Genomic DNA, 20,468 nt, shown 5'->3' on the forward strand with positions numbered 1-20,468 from the left:
TTATGGAGTGAAATGAATGAGAAACGTGCGTAGCAAAAACACATTACCTGTTATTGCTGCGCATCGTGGTTTTACACTGGTTGAACTTGTCGTCGTGATCCTGATTATTGGTGTACTTGCAGTATCTGCTGCAAGTCGGTTTGATAGCACCGGATACGCCGAATACAGTTACCAGTCTCGTTTACTATCCGCGCTGCGAGCCATGCAGCAACGCGCCATGCAAGATACCCGTGCAGATTATTGCTTCCAAATAAACTTCAATATTTCCAATCCTGGCTTTGGCCCGCCTACGCTTAGTTATCGTAACAACACCCCTGCTGAGCATACCGCGACTTGCGCTACTGCGATTAATTACACCACACCTGAATTCTTACGCACCAGTAATGGTGAAATCGCTGCTGACGGTATTGGCCTGAGCACGTTAGACACAGGAAATGGTGCATTTAATTGGATACGATTTGATAGCCTAGGTCGCCCATTGACAAGTGCTGGCAGTTGCCAAGCCACTTGCCGCATAACCTTTCAGGGAACGCAATCCCCGGCCATTTGCGTAGAAAGCGAAGGATATATTCGTGAGTGTTAACCGAGGTGCTATCCGGTTCGGGCTGAATCTAGGCTTTACGCTAATAGAATTAGTCATAGGTATGTTGGTCTTCGCTATCGCGATGACGTTCTTCATTGGTCTTATCGTTCCGCAAACTACCCGCAGTATTGACCCTATATTTCAAGTCAGGGCGACGGAACTTGCCCAGTCACTGCTTAACGAAATTAGCAGCAAGTCGTTCGATGAGCATTCTAGTCGCAACGCCAGTGAACGTTGTGGAGATGGTAGCGCTCCAACTTGCACGCTGCCGAATGCTTTAGGACCAGACAGTGAAAACCGAAGTGCGTATAACGATGTGGATGACTTTAACGGTTTAGATGAAAGGGACGGCACTATTCTTAGTGCGACAGGCGGCACAATAGGCATCAATGGGCGTAACTTATATCAGGGATTTCGGGCCAACGTTTCGGTCTTTTACGATGCTGATTTAAACGGCACAAACGATGGTGCAGTGGGTGCTGCGAAACTGATCACCGTAAGAATAACAACCCCTAGTAGTGAGGAAATTGTTTTTTCGACCTACAGGTACAACTACTGATGACTTCACGACATGCATTAGGCCGACACAAGGGCTTTACTTTGGTTGAGCTGGTCACAGTGATTATTGTGCTGGGTATTGTGTCTATTGGTGTCACCAGCTTTATTCGCTCTGGTGTGCAGATTTTTAATGATGTGAGCGAGCGAGATGAACTCTTAAGTCAAAGTCGTTTTGTGATTGAGCGCTTAAATCGAGAGTTGCGCAGTTCAGTACCTAATAGCGCCCGCGTCAAACTAGAAAATAGCGCCCAGTGTTTAGAGTTTGTGCCTACAATATGGGCCACTTATTACACGCGTTTACCATTAGAACCCTCTACAGAGCGAACAGTAAATACTGTTGAATTGGGTGATGCTAATGATCAGTTTTCAATCACAAGTGGTGATATGGCTGTGGTTTATCCTACCGATAGTCAAGATGTGTATGACGTTAATGAGGAAAAGCGACGGACCGTTTTATCTTGCACTGACAGCGGTGATGGTGATTGCACGACAAATGATAGCGCTGAGCATTTAGCGACATTAACCGTCGATGGTGCATTTGCCGATGTGTCTCCTGCCTCACGATTATACATAGTGCGAAATGCAGTAAGTTACTGCATACGCGGAGGGAGCATGTTTAGACATCAAGCCTCGATAGGACAGGATCAAACAGCGTTTACCTTGGGGGGCACCTTAATGGCTGAAAATATCGTCAATGATCTTGCCAATCCAGCAGAGCTGCCATTCACCATACAAAATGCTACCTTGAATCGAAATAGCTTAATACAAATCTTGCTCGCGTTTGAGCTAAATGATGAAACAATTAACCTCAGTAGTGATATTCATGTGCCCAATGTCCCATAAACGCCTTTGCGCTGAGCAACCTCGCGGCCTGAGAAAGCAACGCGGCAGCATGTTGGTTATCGCACTGTTTATTATCATCGTTTTGGCGATTTTAGGTTTAGCTATGCTTAGAATGCTGGCAGCCTCTGCCGATAGTGTTGTCAGTGAAGTGTATGGGCAAAGAGCATTGAACGCTGCAAGAGCAGGCGTAGAGCGTTCCATTGCAGCAGCGTTTCCCGTCGTTGGGGTAAGTAATTGCATGGCCTCTGATAATTTTACCTTCACCAGTACCCCAGGACTTGCGAACTGCGGGTATCAAAGCAGTTGTGCCGTGGTCTCGGTTGTAGACGATGGTGACAGCTACCAATATTTTAGATTTACTGCTCAAGGGCAATGCATTGCGGGTGACACAGTCGTCAGTCGCAACGTATCGGTTGATGGGATCCAGTAATGAAAGGGATAAGAGCAATACACAAACGTATCGGCCGTTTTAATTCACTTATTTTGCTCTTGATGTTGAATATGCTCAGTTGTTCGCAGGTACTCGCCGACACGCTATGTTCAGACACAGAAACATCACGTGCTCGCGGGGCGTTATTTGATTCCGGCGGGGCAAGTGGTAATTATGCCAATAATGAGGACTGTGAGTTTACTATTCGTGCTCCTCAGGGAGGGGCTATTACGCTCAGCTTTTCTGACTTTGATTACGAAGAAAACTACGACTTTTTTTCTGTATATGATGGTGAAAATGTCAGTGCGCCACTTTTAGGGACTTTCAGTGGCTCAAATCTTCCGTCTGTATTGGTGGCTACCTCAGGCACCATGTTTATCGAGCATAGCACAGATGGTTCAGCTGTAAGGCAAGGCTTAGCGGCCACTTGGTCCATCAGTAGTAATAGTTGTAGTACCGAGACCTTCAATATGGCTGATCATTTTCCATCTGCCAGCTACAGTGCTTCTTCGGGCTCTGCGCCTTGGAGCTCCGATTGGCTAGAGGCAGGAGAGTCTGATGGCCCGGCACGCGGGTATTTGCGGGTTAATAATTCACTTTGTTCATCCGGTAACTGTTTGCGCTTAGGGGTTGTCGCATCTGAAAACCCACGTTCTTATAGCGCGCGATTCGTGTACCGAAGGTTGAACTTATCCGATGCCGTTACTGCTCAACTTAATTTTAATTACCGAGTCGGTCACAATGCAGGTGAATCTTTAATAAGGCTTGGCATCTCCACCAACGGTGGCAGTACTTGGACGAATTTGAAAGATTACACGATCACCGCCAGCAACTTTTCTAGTACAGCGCAAAGTTTCGATATCAGTGCTTTTATCGGCAGTAATGTTGCTATTGGCTTTCAGGTCAGTGGTACAAATTCTGAATCGGGCTTCTATGTGGATGATATCAACGTCAGTGCGGCAAAGGCGGAAGTCTGTGACGGCCCGGCGATAGCTTTTTACCAGTTCGAACAAGAAGAGTGGGCGACAACGAACAGCGTTATTGATTCTTCAGCGTCAGGATATGATGCATCACCCTTGGGGGATGCATTTCCAACATTTCCTAGTATTCAAACGTCTTGCCAAGTGATGAGTGTTCCGAAAAATTCTGATGCAAATATTAGCGCGGGCATAGACACTGAGCTTAGAGTAGACACCGATATCGGCGACAAGGGCACAATATCGTTTTGGTATCGCAGTGCATTGGCGTGGAGCAATGGGAGGGGAAGGCAGCTTTTTGATGCTTCGACTTGGATAGGCAATGCAAACTCTAAATATTTTAATCTTAGCCTACGCAATGGGACTTTACGTTTTGGCCTAGAGGACACTACCGATAATGATGCTGCTGCCAGTGTGAGTGGGTTAACCTTTGCCCCTTATGAGTGGGTGCATATTGCAGTGACTTATGATTACAGCAAAGATAGCGCTGTAATTTTTATCAACGGCCGTCAAGCCAGTCAAACATCAGACCTGGGACTGAATGGTGACATGCCAGTCTTGGACACGTTATACATAGGAGATAACCGCAGTCTATACAATTTTGCCGATTCGCCGGCTAACTCTGCAGACGGTGAATTCGATGACGTACGTATCTACGATTACGCGCAAAGTCAAAGTCAGGTCAATACAGACCTAGACAATGTCTCACCTTGTGCTGTGGCTCCTGTTGCGATTTACGAGTTTGAGCAGGTGGAATTTAATGGCAGTCAAAGCATATTAGATAGCACAAGTAACCAGCGCCATGCATCGCCTTTGGGTGAAGTGGTTTCTGTGTTATCAACGGCCCAGGTTTCCTGCCGATTTGCGGATGTGCCAATGAACACAGATGCAACGGTAATAGATACTATTGATAGCGGATTCTCACCGAATGATATTGGCCAAGCCGGGACCATATCCTTTTGGTATCGCAGTAACGAAGATTGGTCGAGTAACAATGCACGGCAGTTATTCGACGCCTCTACCGATGCTGGAAACTCTAATTCAACCGCTAAGTATTTTTATTTAAGCCTACGTGCATCCACCTTGTATTTTGGTTTAGAGGATATTGATGATAGGGACGCCGAAGCTATTGTTTCCGGGTTAAATTTTTCTGCAGGTGAGTGGGTACATGTAGCCGTGGGCTATGACTATGCGGCAAAAACAGCCGTTATTCATATTAATGGGGCTGAAGCGGGCAGATCGAATAGTTTAAATTTGAATAACAACATCGCCCAATTTAACACATTGTATTTTGGTGATAACCGCTCGGACTATATTGTAACGAACATGACAGCGAACTCCGCCAACGGCCAGTTTGATAATATTCGTGTGAATGCTTATGTGCAAAACAGCACAGAAATTACACAGGACATGAACGCAATCGCCACATGCCAATCTATCCATCACTATCAATTGGAGCATGATGGTCAAGGATTAACCTGTGAAACAGAAAACATCTCTATAAAAGCCTGTGCAGACGAGAATTGCACCCAATTGTATACCGAAACAAGCAGCGTAGAGTTAGCTCCAGATGGTTGGAGGGCTGGGAACCCATTGGTGTTTACTGGCGAAATTATCAATACACCTCTGGCAGTGTTAGAGCCTGAATTAGCAACATTAGACATAGTGCGTGCTAATCCCTCTGCGCCTTTACGCTGCCTAAATACTGGGTCAGGCATAGAAAGCTGCGACATCAATTTCGTCGATGCGGGATTTGAGTTTATCGGTGAACAAGTGACGGATAAGTTTTTGCCTGATCAGTTGTCACAAGCTAATTTTGTTGGGGCAAATTTGCGCGCAGTTCAAAACGATAACGGCGTGTGCAAAGCATTATTACAAGGGCAACAAGATGTCACTTTCGGGGTGAATTGTGTTTCGCCAAATCGTTGTTTAACTGATTTTAGCGGTATCGATGTGAGTGCTTCCCCAGATGGTGAATCCACGGGTATTGTCTCTCTTACTTTTGACGCTGACGGCGTGGCATCATTGGGAGCGTTTAATTACGCGGATGCCGGGCGAGTGGCATTGCGAGCCGCCGCTGAAATAAATGGGGTCTCTATTACCTCAGGTGATGCCAGTGTGGATATCGCCCCCACAAAATTAACCTTGGCGGTTGCGCCGCCAGCCCTTATTTATACCGACACTGATTTCAGTGTTTATCCGTCAAGTGCGGACACAGACGTTTACCCTGCAGGCGAAGAATTTACTTTTAATATTACCGCCTATGGGGTCTTAGGGGATATCGCGTTACCTAATTATCAGCCAAGCACATTACAAATAGCGGTTGAGCGTATACTGCCATTTGAATCAAGCGCAGCTGAGGGCACATTAGTCTTTGGTGACGGCGCTAGTGTGTTGGGTAATGTAAATAAGCAGTTCGCAGACACACCTGAGTTAACCTTCGTCGAGGGGCAATACAATTATCAGGCAACCTTCAGTGAAGTGGGGGTTATTCGCCTAGATATTCGGGATATCGACTACCTGAGTGATAACAACAATCCGACAAGTGTCATCAATAGCCAAGATCCTATTACTCTAGGGGAGTTCACCCCAGCATACTTTGACGTTCAGGTGTCAACCGCGCCGGAGTTAGTCAATCAATGTGGTAACTTCACTTATATGGGTCAACCGATTTCTTTTTCGCCGACCACTCAAGTTGAATTAATTGCGATGAATGCCTTGGGGGAAGCCACCAAAAATTTCATCAACGGCTATTGGCGTTATAACCCAGATACCGCAGCAGCTGTAGTGATAGACGATGCCTCGGTTCATGCTGGCGCGAGCCCAGCGGTGACGCGCATTACCGGTGCCGCTTCAGCCACGATCACCGCGCCCAGTGCGTTCACTGGCATCACCCTAATAGACGTGCCTGATGGCACATTTACCTATGAAAAAGTAGCTACGGACTTTGCCGCTTACCCTTTGATAGAGCCTTTCGTCGCCGCTGTGGACATGACGTTTTTAGCAACGTTTTTAAGCGGGGATAATAATGTGTGTTATCAAAGCGATTACCCGGTTTCAGGATGTGAAGGATTTCGCATTAGTGATGCAACAGGCAGTAATATTACGGGAGTAGACGTCAATGTTCGCCATGGGCGTCTGGCGCTTGGGCCTAACTTTGGCCCTGAACCGGATTTTTTAGTTACCCCTGTAAGCGCAGAGCATTATCTAAATGGCCGTTGGCAGCTTAATCAAGAAGACAATTGTACAAACATCGATTTAACCGAAAGTTCAGGGCAGATCGTACTAAGTGCCCAAGGTAGCAACGATATCACCGGGCAGATTGATTCTGTGACGAGTGCTGGAACGCTAATCGGTGGTGAACTCTTAGGTAACAGCAACTTTGCCTTAACGGGCAGTGGTGCAGGCAATGGTCCGGGGGTGGCTGGTGTGGTTGAAGTGTCTTTAGATCCCAGCGTGGGTAATCCATCTTGGGCGCAATACATGAACTTTGATTGGAGCGGTGACGGTTTTATCTGCCCAGACTTAGCATTGTGCTCAGGCGCGACCGCTGTCGATGGGCCCGCTTCCATAATAACTTTTGGTCTTTACCGCGGAAATGACCGGATCATTCATTGGCGGGAAGTGTTCCATTAACGGCTAGAAATGATTCAACAATAAATGTAAATCGGCTTGGCACTTTCTATTTATTGCGTGGTCTCATCTAGATCTATTTTTAGTAGCGAAACGTCCATATTCGTTCTTTTTTGGCGACTTGATAAAAATTTGTTAGCTAAACCTCAATTAAACTAAGGTTTCTTCACTTTTTATTGCGTCAAATGAGGTGTTTACTTGCCCAAGACGGGGGGCATTGGTAAAGTTAGCGGATTATCTCTCATATCAAACAGGTTGCGGTTTTTCAATGTTCAAAAAGCTTCGAGGAATGTTTTCCAACGACTTATCTATTGACCTCGGTACAGCAAATACGCTTATCTATATAAAGGATCAGGGAATTGTACTAAATGAGCCTTCCGTTGTTGCTATTCGGCAAGAGCGTGCAGGTGGTCCTAAAAGTGTAGCGGCTGTCGGTGGTGAAGCAAAACGGATGTTGGGACGTACTCCTGGCAACATAAAAGCCATCAGACCCATGAAAGACGGTGTTATTGCTGACTTTTATGTGACTGAGAAAATGCTACAGCATTTTATCAAGCAAGTGCACGACAACAACTTTTTGCGCCCTAGCCCTCGCGTACTCGTATGTGTACCTTGTGGTTCTACACAGGTAGAACGTCGTGCGATCCGTGAGTCGGCATTAGGTGCTGGCGCGCGTGAGGTTTATCTTATTGATGAGCCTATGGCAGCAGCGATTGGCGCGGGTTTACCCGTATCAGAAGCGACCGGCTCTATGGTAGTCGATATTGGTGGTGGTACTACTGAGGTAGCGATCATCTCATTGAACGGTATTGTTTACTCGTCATCGGTTCGTATCGGTGGTGATAAATTCGATGAAGCCATTATCAGCTATATTCGCCGTAACTTTGGTTCACTTATTGGTGAGGCCACAGCCGAGCGTATTAAGCACGAGATTGGTGCTGCTTATCCTGGTGAAGAAGTGAAAGAAATTGAAGTACGTGGCCGTAACTTAGCCGAAGGCGTACCTCGAGGTTTCACGCTTAACAGCAATGAAATTCTAGAAGCGTTGCAAGAACCATTAAGTGGAATTGTTTCTGCCGTTATGGTGGCGCTTGAGCAATCTCCTCCTGAACTTGCGTCTGATATTTCAGAACGGGGTATGGTATTAACAGGTGGTGGAGCTTTACTCAAAGATTTAGATCGCTTGTTAATGGAAGAAACTGGCATACCAGTAGTGATTGCTGATGATCCTTTGACGTGCGTGGCACGAGGTGGTGGTAAAGCATTCGAGATGATCGATTTGCACGGTGGCGATTTATTTAGCTACGAGTAACCCCAAGTAAAGGATACTAAAAAGCGGCATTAGCCGCTTTTACATTTCATATGAACTCGATTTTTCTGCGTGGTCCATCGTTACACATTAAACTGGTTTTTGCCCTTGCGCTATCAGCCGGATTAATCGTGTTTGATCATGTCTTTGATGGCTTCGCCACAACCCGTGTTTACCTCAACTCTGTGGTCAGCCCCATTCAATATCTAGCTAACTTACCTAGCGAAATGCTCAACGCCAGTGCTAGTCGTTTGGTGTCGCATCAGCAATTACTTGAAGAAAATGCTGAGCTACAACACGATGCCGTTGTGCTTAATGGCAAGTTGCAGCGTTTTGTTTTGCTGCAAGAAGAAAACGACCGCTTACGCCGTCTTCTGAACACCCCAGTGCGCGGCGATATTCGTAAAGAAGTGGCAGAATTAATGGCGGTAGATAACAACCCTTATAGTCACCAAATCGTTATTGACCGCGGTGCCATTCAAGGGGTGTATGAAGGCCAACCCGTTATTGATGATAAAGGGATCGTAGGACAAATTATGCAGGTCGGTTCGACCAACAGCCGCGTATTGCTGATTTCGGACGTGACTCATGCCATTCCTGTGCGTGTTGCCAGAAACAACATACGCATGATTGCTTCGGGCTCAGGGAGCTTAAACGAGTTAATCATTCAGCATGTTCCCCACAGCGCTGATATTGAAGAAGGCGATTTGCTGCTTTCATCTGGTTTGGGCAATGTATTTCCTGAAGGCTATCCGGTGGCAAGAATTACCTCGATTGTCCGCGATGAAGGACGCCCTTTTGCTCAGGTCAATGCTGAGCCAGTGGCGCTGCTGGATCGTCTGAAATACTTACTCTTGTTGTGGCCAAATAATCTTGTAGGGCCAGAGCAGTCTGTTCCGGATGCAGAACAATGAAACTAAGAAACAATACCATCGGTCTGAGTATTATAGTGGCTTTGGTGCTGCAAATTATGCCGATGCCGGCCATAGTTGAACAGTATCGTCCCGACTGGGTGTTTTTGGTCCTAGGGTATTGGGCGCTTGCCCTGCCTGAACGCGTCAATGTAGGCGTTGCTTTTATCGTTGGTTTAGTACTCGATATATTGTTAGGCACCAGTATTGGCGTACACAGCTTTGCCATGAGCTTGAGTGTGTTCGTACTTGCAGCCAATTATCAGCGTTTGCGAAATTATTCGGTTTGGCAGCAAGCGGTTGTGATCGGTATTTTATGTGCGCTTTATAATTTAGTGGTATTTTGGTTAATGCATTTATTAACCGACATCTATTTCATGCTTACTTACATGTGGCCTGTGATTACCTCTATGGTAATTTGGCCATGGATATTTTGGTTACTACGTCGGGTTCGCCGTCAGTTTCGTTTGAGCTGAGCCCCACCAGACATCAGTTATGCTTATTTTAGCTTCTCAGTCACCCCGCCGCGCTGAGTTACTTAGTCAAATCGGTGTGCCTTTTACCACCTTAAGCGCGGATATTGACGAAACAATACTCCCTGGTGAAACGCCAGAAATCTATGTGCAACGCTTAGCAAAACAAAAAGCGCAAGCGGGTTGGCAAGCAAGTGTAGATATAGCAGAAAATCGACTTGCACTAGGCGCCGACACAGTTGTGGTCATTCATGAACAAGTGTTGGGTAAACCGGAAAATTTCGATGATGCTAGGCGTATGCTTCAGCGACTTTCAGGTCAAAAACACCAAGTGTTTACCGCAGTAACCATCACTTCTGGCGATCAATGTGAGAGTATATTGGTGAAAACAGATGTGACTTTTTGTGATTTAACCACGTCTCAGATAGAAGAATATTGGCAAACAGGTGAGCCACGCGATAAAGCGGGTAGCTACGCTATTCAAGGCATAGGCGGAAAATTTGTTACCCATATAAAGGGTAGTTATAGCGCTGTTGTCGGATTACCTTTGTACGAAACGAATCAACTACTTTCTCGGATGAGCCTAGCCCATGAGTGCTGAACTATTAATTAATGTTACCCCTTCTGAGTCTCGCGTGGCCCTTATCGAAAATGGTATTTTGCAAGAGGTTCACATTGAACGTCATACCAAGCGTGGCTTGGTAGGCAATATATATCGCGGTAAAGTCAGTAGAGTCTTGCCGGGTATGCAAGCCGCTTTTGTAGATATCGGCTTAGACAAAGCTGCCTTTTTACACGCTTCGGATATTGCCATTCATAGCGAAGTAGAAGATGAAGTGTCATCGAGCCACCTAGAAAAACGTGACATACGTGAGCTTGTGCGTGATGGTCAGAATATTGTGGTGCAGGTCGTCAAAGATCAAATAGGCACGAAGGGCGCACGTTTAACCACAGATATCACTATTCCATCAAGGTATTTGGTGTTCATGCCTAGCGTTGAGCATGTGGGTGTCTCCCAGCGTATTGAAGATGAAGCCGAGCGAGAGCGTTTAAAGAGCTTGGTACAAGAATATTGTAGTGAAAATGGCGGCTTTATTTTACGTACTGCTGCCGAAGGCGTGAAAGCCCAAGAGCTGCGCCAAGACGCTGATTTTTTGCGTCGTCTATGGGAAAAGATCCGTTCACGGATGAAAAAGAAAACCCATATATTATATGAAGATTTGCCCCTAGCACGACGCGTGTTACGTGATTTTGTCGGGACTGAGCTTGACCGAATTCGTATTGATTCTAAATTGTCTTTTCATGAGTTACAGCAGTTTACCCGTGAGTATGTGCCCGAGCTACACCGCTTATTAGAGTACTACCCAGGGGATCGACCTATTTTCGATTTATACGACGTTGAGAACGAATCGCAGCGCTCTTTAGAGCGACGGGTCGATTTGAAATCGGGTGGTTATATTATCATCGATCAGACCGAAGCCATGACCACCATCGATATCAACACTGGAGCATTTGTTGGGCACCGTAATTTAGAAGAAACCATATTTAACACTAATATTGAGGCCACCTCTGCGATTGCGCGTCAGCTTCGTTTGCGCAACCTTGGCGGGATGATCTTAATCGACTTTATTGATATGGCTGATGCTGATCATAAGAGGCGCGTTATTCACAGCCTCGAAAGTGCAACCAGTAAAGACCGAGCTAAAATTAATATTCACGGCTTTACCGCACTGGGTTTAATCGAAATGACTCGAAAAAGAACACGGGAAAGTTTGGAACATATTCTGTGTGGTGAATGTCCAGTATGTAAGGGACGCGGTTCGGTAAAAACAGTAGAAACCGTGTGTTTTGAAATCATGCGTGAAATTGTTCGAGTGAATCGTGCCTATGATGCAGACAAATTTGTCGTTTATGCGGCACCGTCTGTGGTCGAAGCCTTGTTAGGCGAAGAATCACACATGCTCGCTGAGCTTGAAGTCTTTGTTTCTAAACAAATAAAGGTGCATACAGAGTTGCTATACAACCAAGATAAATACGATGTGGTAATGATGTGAGGTCAGGCTCTTTTTATGCCGCTTATATTATTAAAAAACTATGGACTTGCGCTGCTATTTTGTTGGTGCTGGTGGCCGTGGCCATCAGTGTTGTGCGTTACACGTTGCCCTACATGGACGGGCAAAAACATCGTTTAGAGCAATGGGTCGAGGGTCGATATGGGGTCGAAATTAACATCGGCACTATCACGGCGCAGTGGAAAGGTGCAGGCCCAGCGATTGTGCTTGAAGACCTGCAGCTGGTACAAAATGCTCAATCTCCCCTTAGTTTAGATATTAAAAAAACCATCATCGAACTGGATTTTTGGGGCTCAATATTGGGGCGTCAGATCCGCTCTCAGCGCTTTGACTTAAACGGCCTGAACGTTAAGGTTGATGTCACTTTGATGAACAAAGAAGGTAGTGACTTTCCTGTTGTATCGGCCTTGAAGCAGTTGTTTCTAGAGCAACTTCAATCGTTTTCTGTAAGTGATAGTCAGTTTGAAATCAGCACCGCGCACGACCAGCAAGTCGTGTTGGTTAATCAGTTGCTATGGAGTAACAGCGGGCTTCATCATCAAGGCGTCGGTGAATTGCAGGTCGAAGAGCTAGCAAGTAACTCCGCGTCATTTACCTTAGACCTACGCGGTGACAAAGACTCCCTTAACGGTACTTTTTATGCCAGAGCGCACGAAGTAGATTTATCCCCTTGGATAAATCAATGGCTGGCGACCCGTTACGACTTGGTTGAAAGTCGGGGCAACTTTGTTGTGTGGGCGAGTATCCAAGACGGCGACATCAAAAATGCTCAGCTTGATTTGGCCGATAGCCGTTTTGTATGGCAAAACGAAGATGCCGAAATCACAGCAGCGATATTGGGGGGGCAACTCAATGCTGAGCCCAGTAACGACGGTTGGGTTTTCAATTTATACGACCTTGCCTTACAAGCTAATGAGCGCACGCAAACATCCAATTGGTATGGCGAAATTAACCACCAAGGGCAAGTACATATACAAAATGCAGACCGAGTAGACTTATCCGCTATTACCCCCTTGCTACCACTTGTTTTGAACCCGGTCGATTTCAACCTTCTAAAGGACCTTTCGCCTAATGCCACTTTGAACAAATTCAATGTGAAATTTGATAAATCGGATACCTATGCCCAAGTGAATCTAAGCCAAATTGGCTGGCAGCAAAGCGGCAATGTGCCTGGGGTAGATAATCTTGAGTTAAACGTAAACTGGCACAACGACATGGGCCGAGTGCAAATTCGTGGGCGCAATTCCCAGTGGAAAATGGACAACATAGTCGACCGAAATATTGAATTTCAGCGGGTTGACCTTGATATGTATATTCAGTCTCTTGACCAAGGTATCGAACTATATGCGCCGAAACTGAAGTTAGGCAATGATTGGCTAAACATAGATCAACACCTGCGGTATGAAAGTAACACCGGTTATCTTGCGCTCAGCGGCACGATTAGTGGATTAGATGTAGCACAAGTGAATCAACTTTTACCTGGTGTCGTGATGGGTAAAGATACCAAAGCGTATTTGCAAAGAGCCCTTAAGGCTGGGTACGTTAACGGCGCAAAAATTCTTTGGAATGGAGAATTAAGCCAGTTCCCTTACGCTAATAATCAAGGTGTATTTCAAATTACTGTTGGGGTGGAAGACGCGAGTTTCGAGTTCGCTGAAGATTGGCCGCAACTAAATGACTTGAACATTGACCTGTTGTTCGAAAACAAAGGTTTATTTATGCAAGCGAATGCAGGCAAGTTACTAGATGTAAACTTGTCTGGGTTATCAGCAGATATACCAGATCTGGATGTGGGAGCCGTGCTAACCATTGATGCGCAAGGCTCAGCTCTTGGCACTCAGGTTAACGAGTTAATGAAACGCAGTAGTCTTGCCAGCAGTTTGGGCAAGGTCCTTGATGAAGTGCAAGTCAGTGATGCGCTTAATGTAGACCTGAATTTGGTTATTCCTCTATCAGGCAAGGATGTTGTGGCAAGCGGCGTGGTGCACTTAGCTGACAACCGTGTTTATGTACCTCGGGTTGACATGAATTTAACCCACGCTAAAGGGCAGGTGTCTTTTAAAAATGAAGTGGTTGATATGAGCGGCTTGCAAGCGCAACTATTTGACCAGCCAGTTGAGGTCGATTTTAGTGGTCGCCAGGGCAAAGAGGGCTACTTAGCGAGTATCGATCTACTAGGCGATTGGAAGGTTAAACCCTTGGTTAAACGGTTCGTGCCTAGTTTGGCCAGTTATTTAGATGGTAAGTCGCCGTGGCAAGCGAATGTCAGGCTGACCTTGCCCGAAGATGGCTTTCGTTATCAGGCCAGCGTGTATTCTGGATTACAGGGCATTGGCTCGCAGCTGCCTGAACCGCTTAACAAAACGGTGAATCAAAACAAGCCGCTTACCTTGGATATTTCCGGCGATGAGACTGCATCAACGGTCAATTTGAAAATGGGTTCACAAGTCAACTTTGATGGGGTATTGCCTTATGAAACGATGCAATTTTCCCGGGCCCATTTAGCCATAGGTGAATCATTGGATATGCCCATGGGGTTAGGTTTCAGTGTTGCTATGAACTTACCCTACGTGAACATTGATAATTGGTATTATGCTATTTCTTCTTTACTGCATGATTTAACAGGCGATGAATCAGGTATCGCTTCAGACCCCAACAAAAAGCCCTTTATTGGCGAGCCACAGCGTATTTTTCTAAATGCTGATAGTGCCACTGTGGCTTCTCAGCAATTAACAGACTTAGAAGCTGTCACCAAAAACACTAATGACAGTTGGCAAATAAACGTCAACGCCAAGCAAGTCAGGGCCAATGTATCACTCTATAAAGACTGGTTAGCCAGAGGCATTACTATTTCAGCTGATTACCTAGATTTGGCCGGTTGGGAGAAAAGCGAAGGCAAGGCTGTGGAGTTTGAACCTAAGCTCGAAACCTTACCGCCAGTCGAGTTTTTATGTGAACGCTGTCGTTTTGAAGACAAAGACTTGGGTAGAGTCGACTTCAAATTATCACGCGCCGCCAACGGTATGCACATTGATTCATTGCGTTTAAATAACGACCACGGATTGTTTTACGCAAGTGGTGATTGGTTGTTTACCCCACGCGGCAACCAAACCAAGATCGAAGGTGAATTTAGCAGTTCAGACTTTGGTTTATTTCTAAAAGGTTTCGAGTTTGACTCAGGTATTAAAGACTCAAAAGCCTCAGCTAAATTCAATTTAGATTGGCAGCGCGCCCCGTTTGAGTTTGATTTTGCTACCTTAAATGGCGATATTGATTGGCGTTTGAGCGATGGTTATCTCACTGAGGTAACAGACAAAGGCTCACGGATATTTAGCTTGTTGAGCTTGGAGTCGCTGGTGCGAAAGCTGCGCCTAGACTTTCGTGATGTATTTGCCCAAGGCTTCTTTTACGACAAAATGAAAGGCAGTTTTCAGGTGGCCCAAGGCACAGTCGATACCCGCGATACCGTGGTAGATGGCGGCGCGGGTGAAATCACTATGCAAGGGTACACCAACTTGAACACCCGAGAGGTAAACTACAACATTGCGTTTGCCCCTAAAGTGACATCCAGTTTGCCGCTTATCGTCGCTTATATGGTTAATCCAGCAACCGCATTGGCCGCTTTAGCACTGGATCAGGTACTGACGTCAGCCAAGGTCATATCCAATATTAAATTCTCTTTAACGGGCACGTTAGACGACCCTAAATTAGAAGAGTTGGAGCGTGACAGTAAAGAAATTCGCTTGCCGGCACAAACTGCCCCAGCGCCGGTTGATACGCCAAATGTTGGCCTTGCAATAGACCCTAATGGCCACAATACAGATATAAGCTTCCCACAAGAGATAGATCAAGAGCGCGTAGCGCTGGAGGTATCCGATGGCTAATCTTATCGCCCTGCAAATGACATCCACACCTGATGTCACAGAAAACCTGCATTTTGTTGAACAACAATTGGCTCAATTAACGGTAAACGAGCCTACCTTGGTGGTATTGCCTGAATGTTTCGCCTGTTTTGGCGGCGGCGATAAGGCCTTATTGAGTATTGCTGAGTCATTGGGTGACGGCCCAATACAGGCGCGCCTAATGGGTATGGCCAAGCAATATGGTGTGTGGCTAGTGGCTGGCAGTATGCCGTTAAAAAGTGAAAACCCAGATAAATTTACCGCATCTTGCTTGTTAATCAATGATGCTGGCGAACGGGTGACTGAATATCAAAAAATTCACTTGTTCGACGTGCAGGTCGCAGACAACACTAAGACCTATTGTGAGTCTAAGTACACGCAAGCGGGCAGCACACTTGTGAGTGTGCCAGACACGCCATTTGGACATTTAGGCTTAGCAATATGTTACGACGTGCGTTTTCCAGGGTTATTTCAAGCCATGGCTGAACACAAAGCGTTAGACGTGATAGCACTGCCCGCGGCATTCACTCAAAAAACGGGTGAAGCACATTGGCAGGCTTTGTTAAGCGCTCGCGCAATCGAAAATCAATGCTATTTGGTAGCAGCTGGGCAAACTGGTGTGCACGCCAATCAGAGACAAACCCATGGTCATTCCTGTATTATTTCACCTTGGGGTGAAACTTTAGCTGAATTACCGCAGTCCGTCGGTGTGATCAACGCTCAGCTAGAACCTGCCATACTTAATAGAATTCGCCGGGATATGCCGGTCTATGCCCATAATAAATTCAGGAGTTACCTTGTCTAATCTGGTTGAACAAAACCTGCTTACTGCCGCTAACCTCGACAGAGACCATCTTGCAAACGCGTTAGATGCCATTTATCAACATGATAATGATTTTGCTGATCTGTATTTTCAGGCCAGCCAGCACGAAACGTGGGTGCTCGAAGACGGCATCATTAAAGATGGCAGCTATAACGTCGAGCGCGGTGTAGGTGTGCGTGCTGTTAGTGGCGAAAAAACCGGGTTTGCTTATTCTGATGACATCAACCCAGAAGCGTTGATGCAAGCGGCAAAAGCCTCGCGCAACATTGCAAGTGCGGGGGGCAAGCACAAAGTGACAGGCCTTAAAAACAGCAAGGTTGACCCTAAGTACCATGCTGACAATCCTATTTTAGGTATGCAAGACGAAGAAAAAATAGCCCTTTTACGTGCGGTTGATAACTACATTCGCCAGCAAGAAAGCGCACTAAGCCAAGTGGTTGTGAGCATCAGTGGTGTTTACGAAGAAGTGTTAATTGCTGCTACCGACGGTACGTTTTGCACTGATATTCGCCCATTAGTACGTTTGAACTGTTCCGTGTTAATGGAAAAAGACGCTCGTCGCGAGCGTGGTAGCTCAGGCGCGGGTGGCCGTTATGCCTATGAATATTTCCTAAGCCAAGCTGATGGGCGCCCACTTTACGAACAAATTGCTGACGAAGCCATTCATATGGCGCGGGTAAACATGCGCGCAGTGGCCGCACCTGCAGGTCAAATGCCGGTGGTGTTAGGCAGTGGCTGGCCAGGAGTATTATTACATGAAGCAGTAGGGCATGGGCTTGAAGGAGATTTTAACCGCAAAGGCGCATCGACATTTAGCGGGCGCATGGGGGAGCAAGTTGCTTCAGCAGGTTGCACCATAGTGGACGATGGCACATTGGCTAATCGCCGTGGTTCGTTGTCGGTCGATGATGAAGGCACCCCAAGCCAGTACAATGTATTGATCAAAGACGGCATTCTGACTGGCTATATGCAAGATAAACTCAATGCGCGTTTGATGGGTGTTAAGCCTACTGGTAACGGTCGCCGTGAGTCATATGCACATTTGCCTATGCCGCGCATGACCAACACCTATATGTTGGGTGGGCAACATGAGCCAGAAGCAATTATTGCCAGCATCAAGAATGGAATTTATGCACCCAACTTTGGTGGTGGTCAAGTAGACATTACTTCAGGAAAGTTTGTGTTCTCTACCTCAGAAGCGTATCTCATTGAGAATGGTAAGGTCACTAAGCCGATTAAGGGCGCTACACTGATCGGCAACGGCCCAGAAGCCATGCAAAAGGTTTCTATGGTGGGTAACGATTTAGCGCTAGATAAAGGCGTTGGCGTGTGTGGAAAAGATGGCCAGAGCGTGCCAGTGGGGGTTGGCCAGCCTACACTTAAAGTGGATGAACTAACCGTAGGCGGTACAGCCTAGCTAATTACCGAGTTGTTATTTTTTTAAACAACGACTTTCCAAGCAATAAAAAATGGCGCGCATATCGCGCCATTTTTGTATCTGTAGACTGTTACAAGATTAATTCAACGTCACTATCGTGTTGGTCGTAGATTCAAGGCCGCTAGGGGAGGTGATCGTTACGCTCAATGTAGCTTGTGTTGCTTCAGATACATCATTCTCTAGGGTGAAGATCGCTTGCGATGCCGCATTAACCGAGGTGCTGGGCATGGTTAAATTTGTTTGACCATTGAGTTGCCCCGCACTTGAATTGACAACAACCGTGGAGCCGCTCGCTATAGGCTGGCGCGCGGTATCTGCAAAAACAACCGTAAAGGTTTGGCTGGTGTCGCGCGGTATAGCCGTTGCCGCTGTTGATGTTTGATAGTTGCTGGCAATGACGGCGGCGCTGTTATCAATAATATCGATTTGCGCTGCGGAGCTTGATGTGACCAACACTAAGGCGCGGCGCACATGCATGGTATTCGCATCACCCGTGCCGCAACTGCTGCCTGAACATTGAGGGCCGTTAAAGAGGTTGTCGGCTGAATCAAAGCTACCGTTGGCGTTGTAATCAAGAAATATCTCACCCGCATCGCGGATGCCATTTTCGTTGTCATCGCGCCAGGCTTCACTGATGTCCACAAAGCCGGTTTGCCCATACAGACTGGTCGACAAGCCATTGTCCGTGTTGTCATTAAAACCTGCACCATCGTCATCATCGTAGAAATTATTACCGTTGCTATCAAATAAGGTTTCATGGCCTATAGCGGTCGCTAAAATAGTGATACGGTGGTCAGGCACCTTAGGATTCGCGCTCAACCAGGTTACAGCGCATGCGCCGGACACTGTAGTGCAACTGCCGTCGATAGAGCCACCCTCAGTGGTAAAGCTGACTGCGGTACCATCAGGCACCGGATTGTTGAAAGTATCTGCCAAACGTACCACTAGATTCACTTCTTGCTCGTTTATATCAAACGCTTCTGGGTTGAGGTTATCAGCGGAAATGGTCATGCTGTTTTGGTCAGGTAAGCCCGTGTTAACCGACAATAGGTCAGACTGGGTGATGATAGTCTCGCCTGATTCAGTTTCTACTTCGGCGGTTACTCGCACCGATGTTGGTACGTCGCCCGCAGTTACGCGCGTGCTCACTTGACCCTGCGAGTTGGTGAGGCCAGTAGCCGAAGAGAGTGTTAAACCGCCAGTTTGCGTGTTTAAGCTAAACGACACTGCTTGTTGCGCTAGTGGATTACCCAGCGCACCATTTACTTGAAATACCAAAGTTGAAACCGTAGAGCTGTTTTGACCTCCCGTGCCGCGAAGCACTAATGAGCTGGGTTCAGCCGATACAAAAGCCAATGAGCCAATGGACTCTGCTTGTATTGAAATCGCCTGAGAAACACTAAGGGTTGCGTTATTCACTACCACAGATGCAACAATAGAATCGGTGTTACCGTCTCCACCTGCGCAGCTTTGGTCTTCAAACGTGGCGTTAGCCACGCCGTTTATCGTGTTAACTAGCGTGTCGATTGTGGCGAAACCGTCAGTGACACAGTTCGAGCTAAAGGTAACAGGGGTTTGGGTTAAAATACGTTGGTCATTTTCATCGACCAGCGCGATAGAAACACCCAAAGTACCACCGGCACTTATTTCCACGTCACCGGCATTATTACGTGTGCTGACTCCTAGTTGACCTTCAATAAATACGCCGTTGTCATCAAAGTAACCTAAACGGATAATCTGTTCTGAGATGGCGCCTGCAGCTTGTATTTCGTAATTAAACGACGACGCTAAATCGACATCGTTAACCACAGCGGTGGCTGTTGCTACACCTGCACCAATGTCGCTATCTTCAGCCGAAAGGGTGACTTGCGCTACGCCGTTGTTATCGGTCAGCGCTGAATCGGTGTTTAATGTGCCGCGCTGTGCACTAAAGGTAACGATAACACTTGGGATTGGCACATCGTTTTCATCGAGAATTTGTGATTGCAGCTGAATGTCAGTACCTGCCTGAAAACGATTGACTACCTGACCACTGTTAAGCAACGCTAAGTTAACCACGGCAGATTGGCCGGTTAAGGTATCAGCACTTAAATATTCGTAATTTTCGCTGCTCGTGCTGTCATCAAAGGTAGCGGTTAACACAGCTGCGCCTACTTCACTGTTCTCACTGGAAATCGCTATTTGTGCGACACCTTGGCTATCAGTCAGTTTCGTCGTACTGGAAAATGTACCAAGCGTGCCAGAAAAGGTAATAATTTCACCTTCAACAGGGTTACCGTTTTGCATCAAAGTGGCTTGTACGCAGGCTACTTGGCCTGAGGTAAAGCTTTGAGTGGATGTGGAGCATTGTTCATCATAGGTTGATACCGCCAAGGTAAAACTAGATGTGTCGCCGCCTGAATTGCCTCCAGAGCCAAATGGGTCGTCGCCGTTTTCCCCAGAGACTCCGCCACCACAACTGGTTAGCGTAAAAATCGCTAACCACACTACGTACATCGGTAACCGTTTGCTCATAT

At 46.6% G+C, this 20,468-nt stretch carries 14 protein-coding genes; 13 read left to right on the forward strand and 1 reads right to left on the reverse strand.

Features of this window, described 5'->3' with window-relative positions; all coding sequences use genetic code 11:
• The first annotated feature begins 16 nt into the window (after window positions 1-16).
• From PATL_RS00920 to tldD, 13 genes are all read left to right on the forward strand, one after another.
• A complete protein-coding gene (locus PATL_RS00920) occupies window positions 17-583 on the forward strand; it encodes a prepilin-type N-terminal cleavage/methylation domain-containing protein (RefSeq protein WP_011573116.1) in 567 nt (188 codons plus the stop codon).
• Entirely contained in the window at window positions 573-1,142 is a 570-nt protein-coding gene (locus tag PATL_RS00925; RefSeq protein WP_011573117.1) for a type IV pilus modification PilV family protein, read from the forward strand. The genes PATL_RS00920 and PATL_RS00925 overlap by 11 nt, the downstream gene beginning before the upstream one ends.
• Window positions 1,142-1,984: a PilW family protein gene (locus PATL_RS00930; RefSeq protein ID WP_011573118.1), complete on the forward strand. Its 843-nt coding sequence runs from the start codon at window positions 1,142-1,144 to the stop codon at window positions 1,982-1,984. Before PATL_RS00925 ends, PATL_RS00930 begins: the two co-directional genes overlap by 1 nt.
• Window positions 1,974-2,414 carry a pilus assembly PilX family protein gene (locus PATL_RS00935; RefSeq protein WP_011573119.1) on the forward strand — a complete coding sequence of 147 codons (441 nt, stop codon included), beginning with the start codon at window positions 1,974-1,976 and terminating at the stop codon, window positions 2,412-2,414. The genes PATL_RS00930 and PATL_RS00935 overlap by 11 nt, the downstream gene beginning before the upstream one ends.
• Window positions 2,414-7,027 carry a DUF6701 domain-containing protein gene (locus tag PATL_RS00940; protein ID WP_011573120.1) on the forward strand — a complete coding sequence of 1,538 codons (4,614 nt, stop codon included), beginning with the start codon at window positions 2,414-2,416 and terminating at the stop codon, window positions 7,025-7,027. The genes PATL_RS00935 and PATL_RS00940 overlap by 1 nt, the downstream gene beginning before the upstream one ends.
• Window positions 7,028-7,292: 265 nt before the next feature.
• Window positions 7,293-8,336 (forward strand): rod shape-determining protein, encoded by a 1,044-nt coding sequence (locus PATL_RS00945; protein WP_006992360.1) that lies wholly within the window; start codon window positions 7,293-7,295, stop codon window positions 8,334-8,336.
• 50 nt (window positions 8,337-8,386) lie between these two features.
• The gene (gene mreC, locus PATL_RS00950; RefSeq protein ID WP_011573121.1) at window positions 8,387-9,247 is read left to right on the forward strand and encodes a rod shape-determining protein MreC; all 861 of its coding nucleotides are present in this window, start codon (window positions 8,387-8,389) and stop codon (window positions 9,245-9,247) included.
• Window positions 9,244-9,720: a rod shape-determining protein MreD gene (gene mreD, locus PATL_RS00955; protein WP_011573122.1), complete on the forward strand. Its 477-nt coding sequence runs from the start codon at window positions 9,244-9,246 to the stop codon at window positions 9,718-9,720. Before mreC ends, mreD begins: the two co-directional genes overlap by 4 nt.
• A 19-nt stretch (window positions 9,721-9,739) precedes the next feature.
• Window positions 9,740-10,318, forward strand: coding sequence for a Maf family protein (locus PATL_RS00960; protein WP_011573123.1), 579 nt, complete (start codon window positions 9,740-9,742; stop codon window positions 10,316-10,318).
• Window positions 10,308-11,771 carry a ribonuclease G gene (rng, locus tag PATL_RS00965; protein WP_011573124.1) on the forward strand — a complete coding sequence of 488 codons (1,464 nt, stop codon included), beginning with the start codon at window positions 10,308-10,310 and terminating at the stop codon, window positions 11,769-11,771. The genes PATL_RS00960 and rng overlap by 11 nt, the downstream gene beginning before the upstream one ends.
• On the forward strand, window positions 11,768-15,673 hold the full coding sequence (locus PATL_RS00970; RefSeq protein ID WP_011573125.1) for a YhdP family protein: 3,906 nt from the start codon (window positions 11,768-11,770) through the stop codon (window positions 15,671-15,673). Before rng ends, PATL_RS00970 begins: the two co-directional genes overlap by 4 nt.
• A complete protein-coding gene (locus tag PATL_RS00975; protein ID WP_011573126.1) occupies window positions 15,666-16,496 on the forward strand; it encodes a carbon-nitrogen hydrolase family protein in 831 nt (276 codons plus the stop codon). The genes PATL_RS00970 and PATL_RS00975 overlap by 8 nt, the downstream gene beginning before the upstream one ends.
• Window positions 16,489-17,931: a metalloprotease TldD gene (gene tldD / locus PATL_RS00980; RefSeq protein WP_011573127.1), complete on the forward strand. Its 1,443-nt coding sequence runs from the start codon at window positions 16,489-16,491 to the stop codon at window positions 17,929-17,931. The genes PATL_RS00975 and tldD overlap by 8 nt, the downstream gene beginning before the upstream one ends.
• Before the next feature lie 99 nt (window positions 17,932-18,030).
• Here the strand turns inward: tldD and PATL_RS00985 are convergent, their stop codons facing one another.
• Window positions 18,031-20,466: a hypothetical protein gene (locus tag PATL_RS00985; RefSeq protein ID WP_011573128.1), complete on the reverse strand. Its 2,436-nt coding sequence runs from the start codon at window positions 20,464-20,466 to the stop codon at window positions 18,031-18,033.
• Window positions 20,467-20,468 lie beyond the last annotated feature (2 nt).

It is taken from the genome of Paraglaciecola sp. T6c (genome assembly GCF_000014225.1).
Classification (GTDB): Bacteria; Pseudomonadota; Gammaproteobacteria; order Enterobacterales; family Alteromonadaceae; genus Paraglaciecola; species Paraglaciecola atlantica_A.

Coding starts and splice junctions, on each gene's coding strand:
- PATL_RS00920 (WP_011573116.1), top strand. CDS start 17: ATGAGAAACGTGCGTAGCAAAAACACATTACCTGTTATTGCTGCGCAT.
- PATL_RS00930 (WP_011573118.1), top strand. CDS start 1,142: ATGACTTCACGACATGCATTAGGCCGACACAAGGGCTTTACTTTGGTT.
- PATL_RS00935 (WP_011573119.1), top strand. CDS start 1,974: ATGTCCCATAAACGCCTTTGCGCTGAGCAACCTCGCGGCCTGAGAAAG.
- PATL_RS00940 (WP_011573120.1), top strand. CDS start 2,414: ATGAAAGGGATAAGAGCAATACACAAACGTATCGGCCGTTTTAATTCA.
- PATL_RS00945 (WP_006992360.1), top strand. CDS start 7,293: ATGTTCAAAAAGCTTCGAGGAATGTTTTCCAACGACTTATCTATTGAC.
- mreC (WP_011573121.1), top strand. CDS start 8,387: ATGAACTCGATTTTTCTGCGTGGTCCATCGTTACACATTAAACTGGTT.
- mreD (WP_011573122.1), top strand. CDS start 9,244: ATGAAACTAAGAAACAATACCATCGGTCTGAGTATTATAGTGGCTTTG.
- PATL_RS00960 (WP_011573123.1), top strand. CDS start 9,740: ATGCTTATTTTAGCTTCTCAGTCACCCCGCCGCGCTGAGTTACTTAGT.
- rng (WP_011573124.1), top strand. CDS start 10,308: ATGAGTGCTGAACTATTAATTAATGTTACCCCTTCTGAGTCTCGCGTG.
- PATL_RS00975 (WP_011573126.1), top strand. CDS start 15,666: ATGGCTAATCTTATCGCCCTGCAAATGACATCCACACCTGATGTCACA.
- PATL_RS00985 (WP_011573128.1), bottom strand. CDS start 20,466: ATGAGCAAACGGTTACCGATGTACGTAGTGTGGTTAGCGATTTTTACG.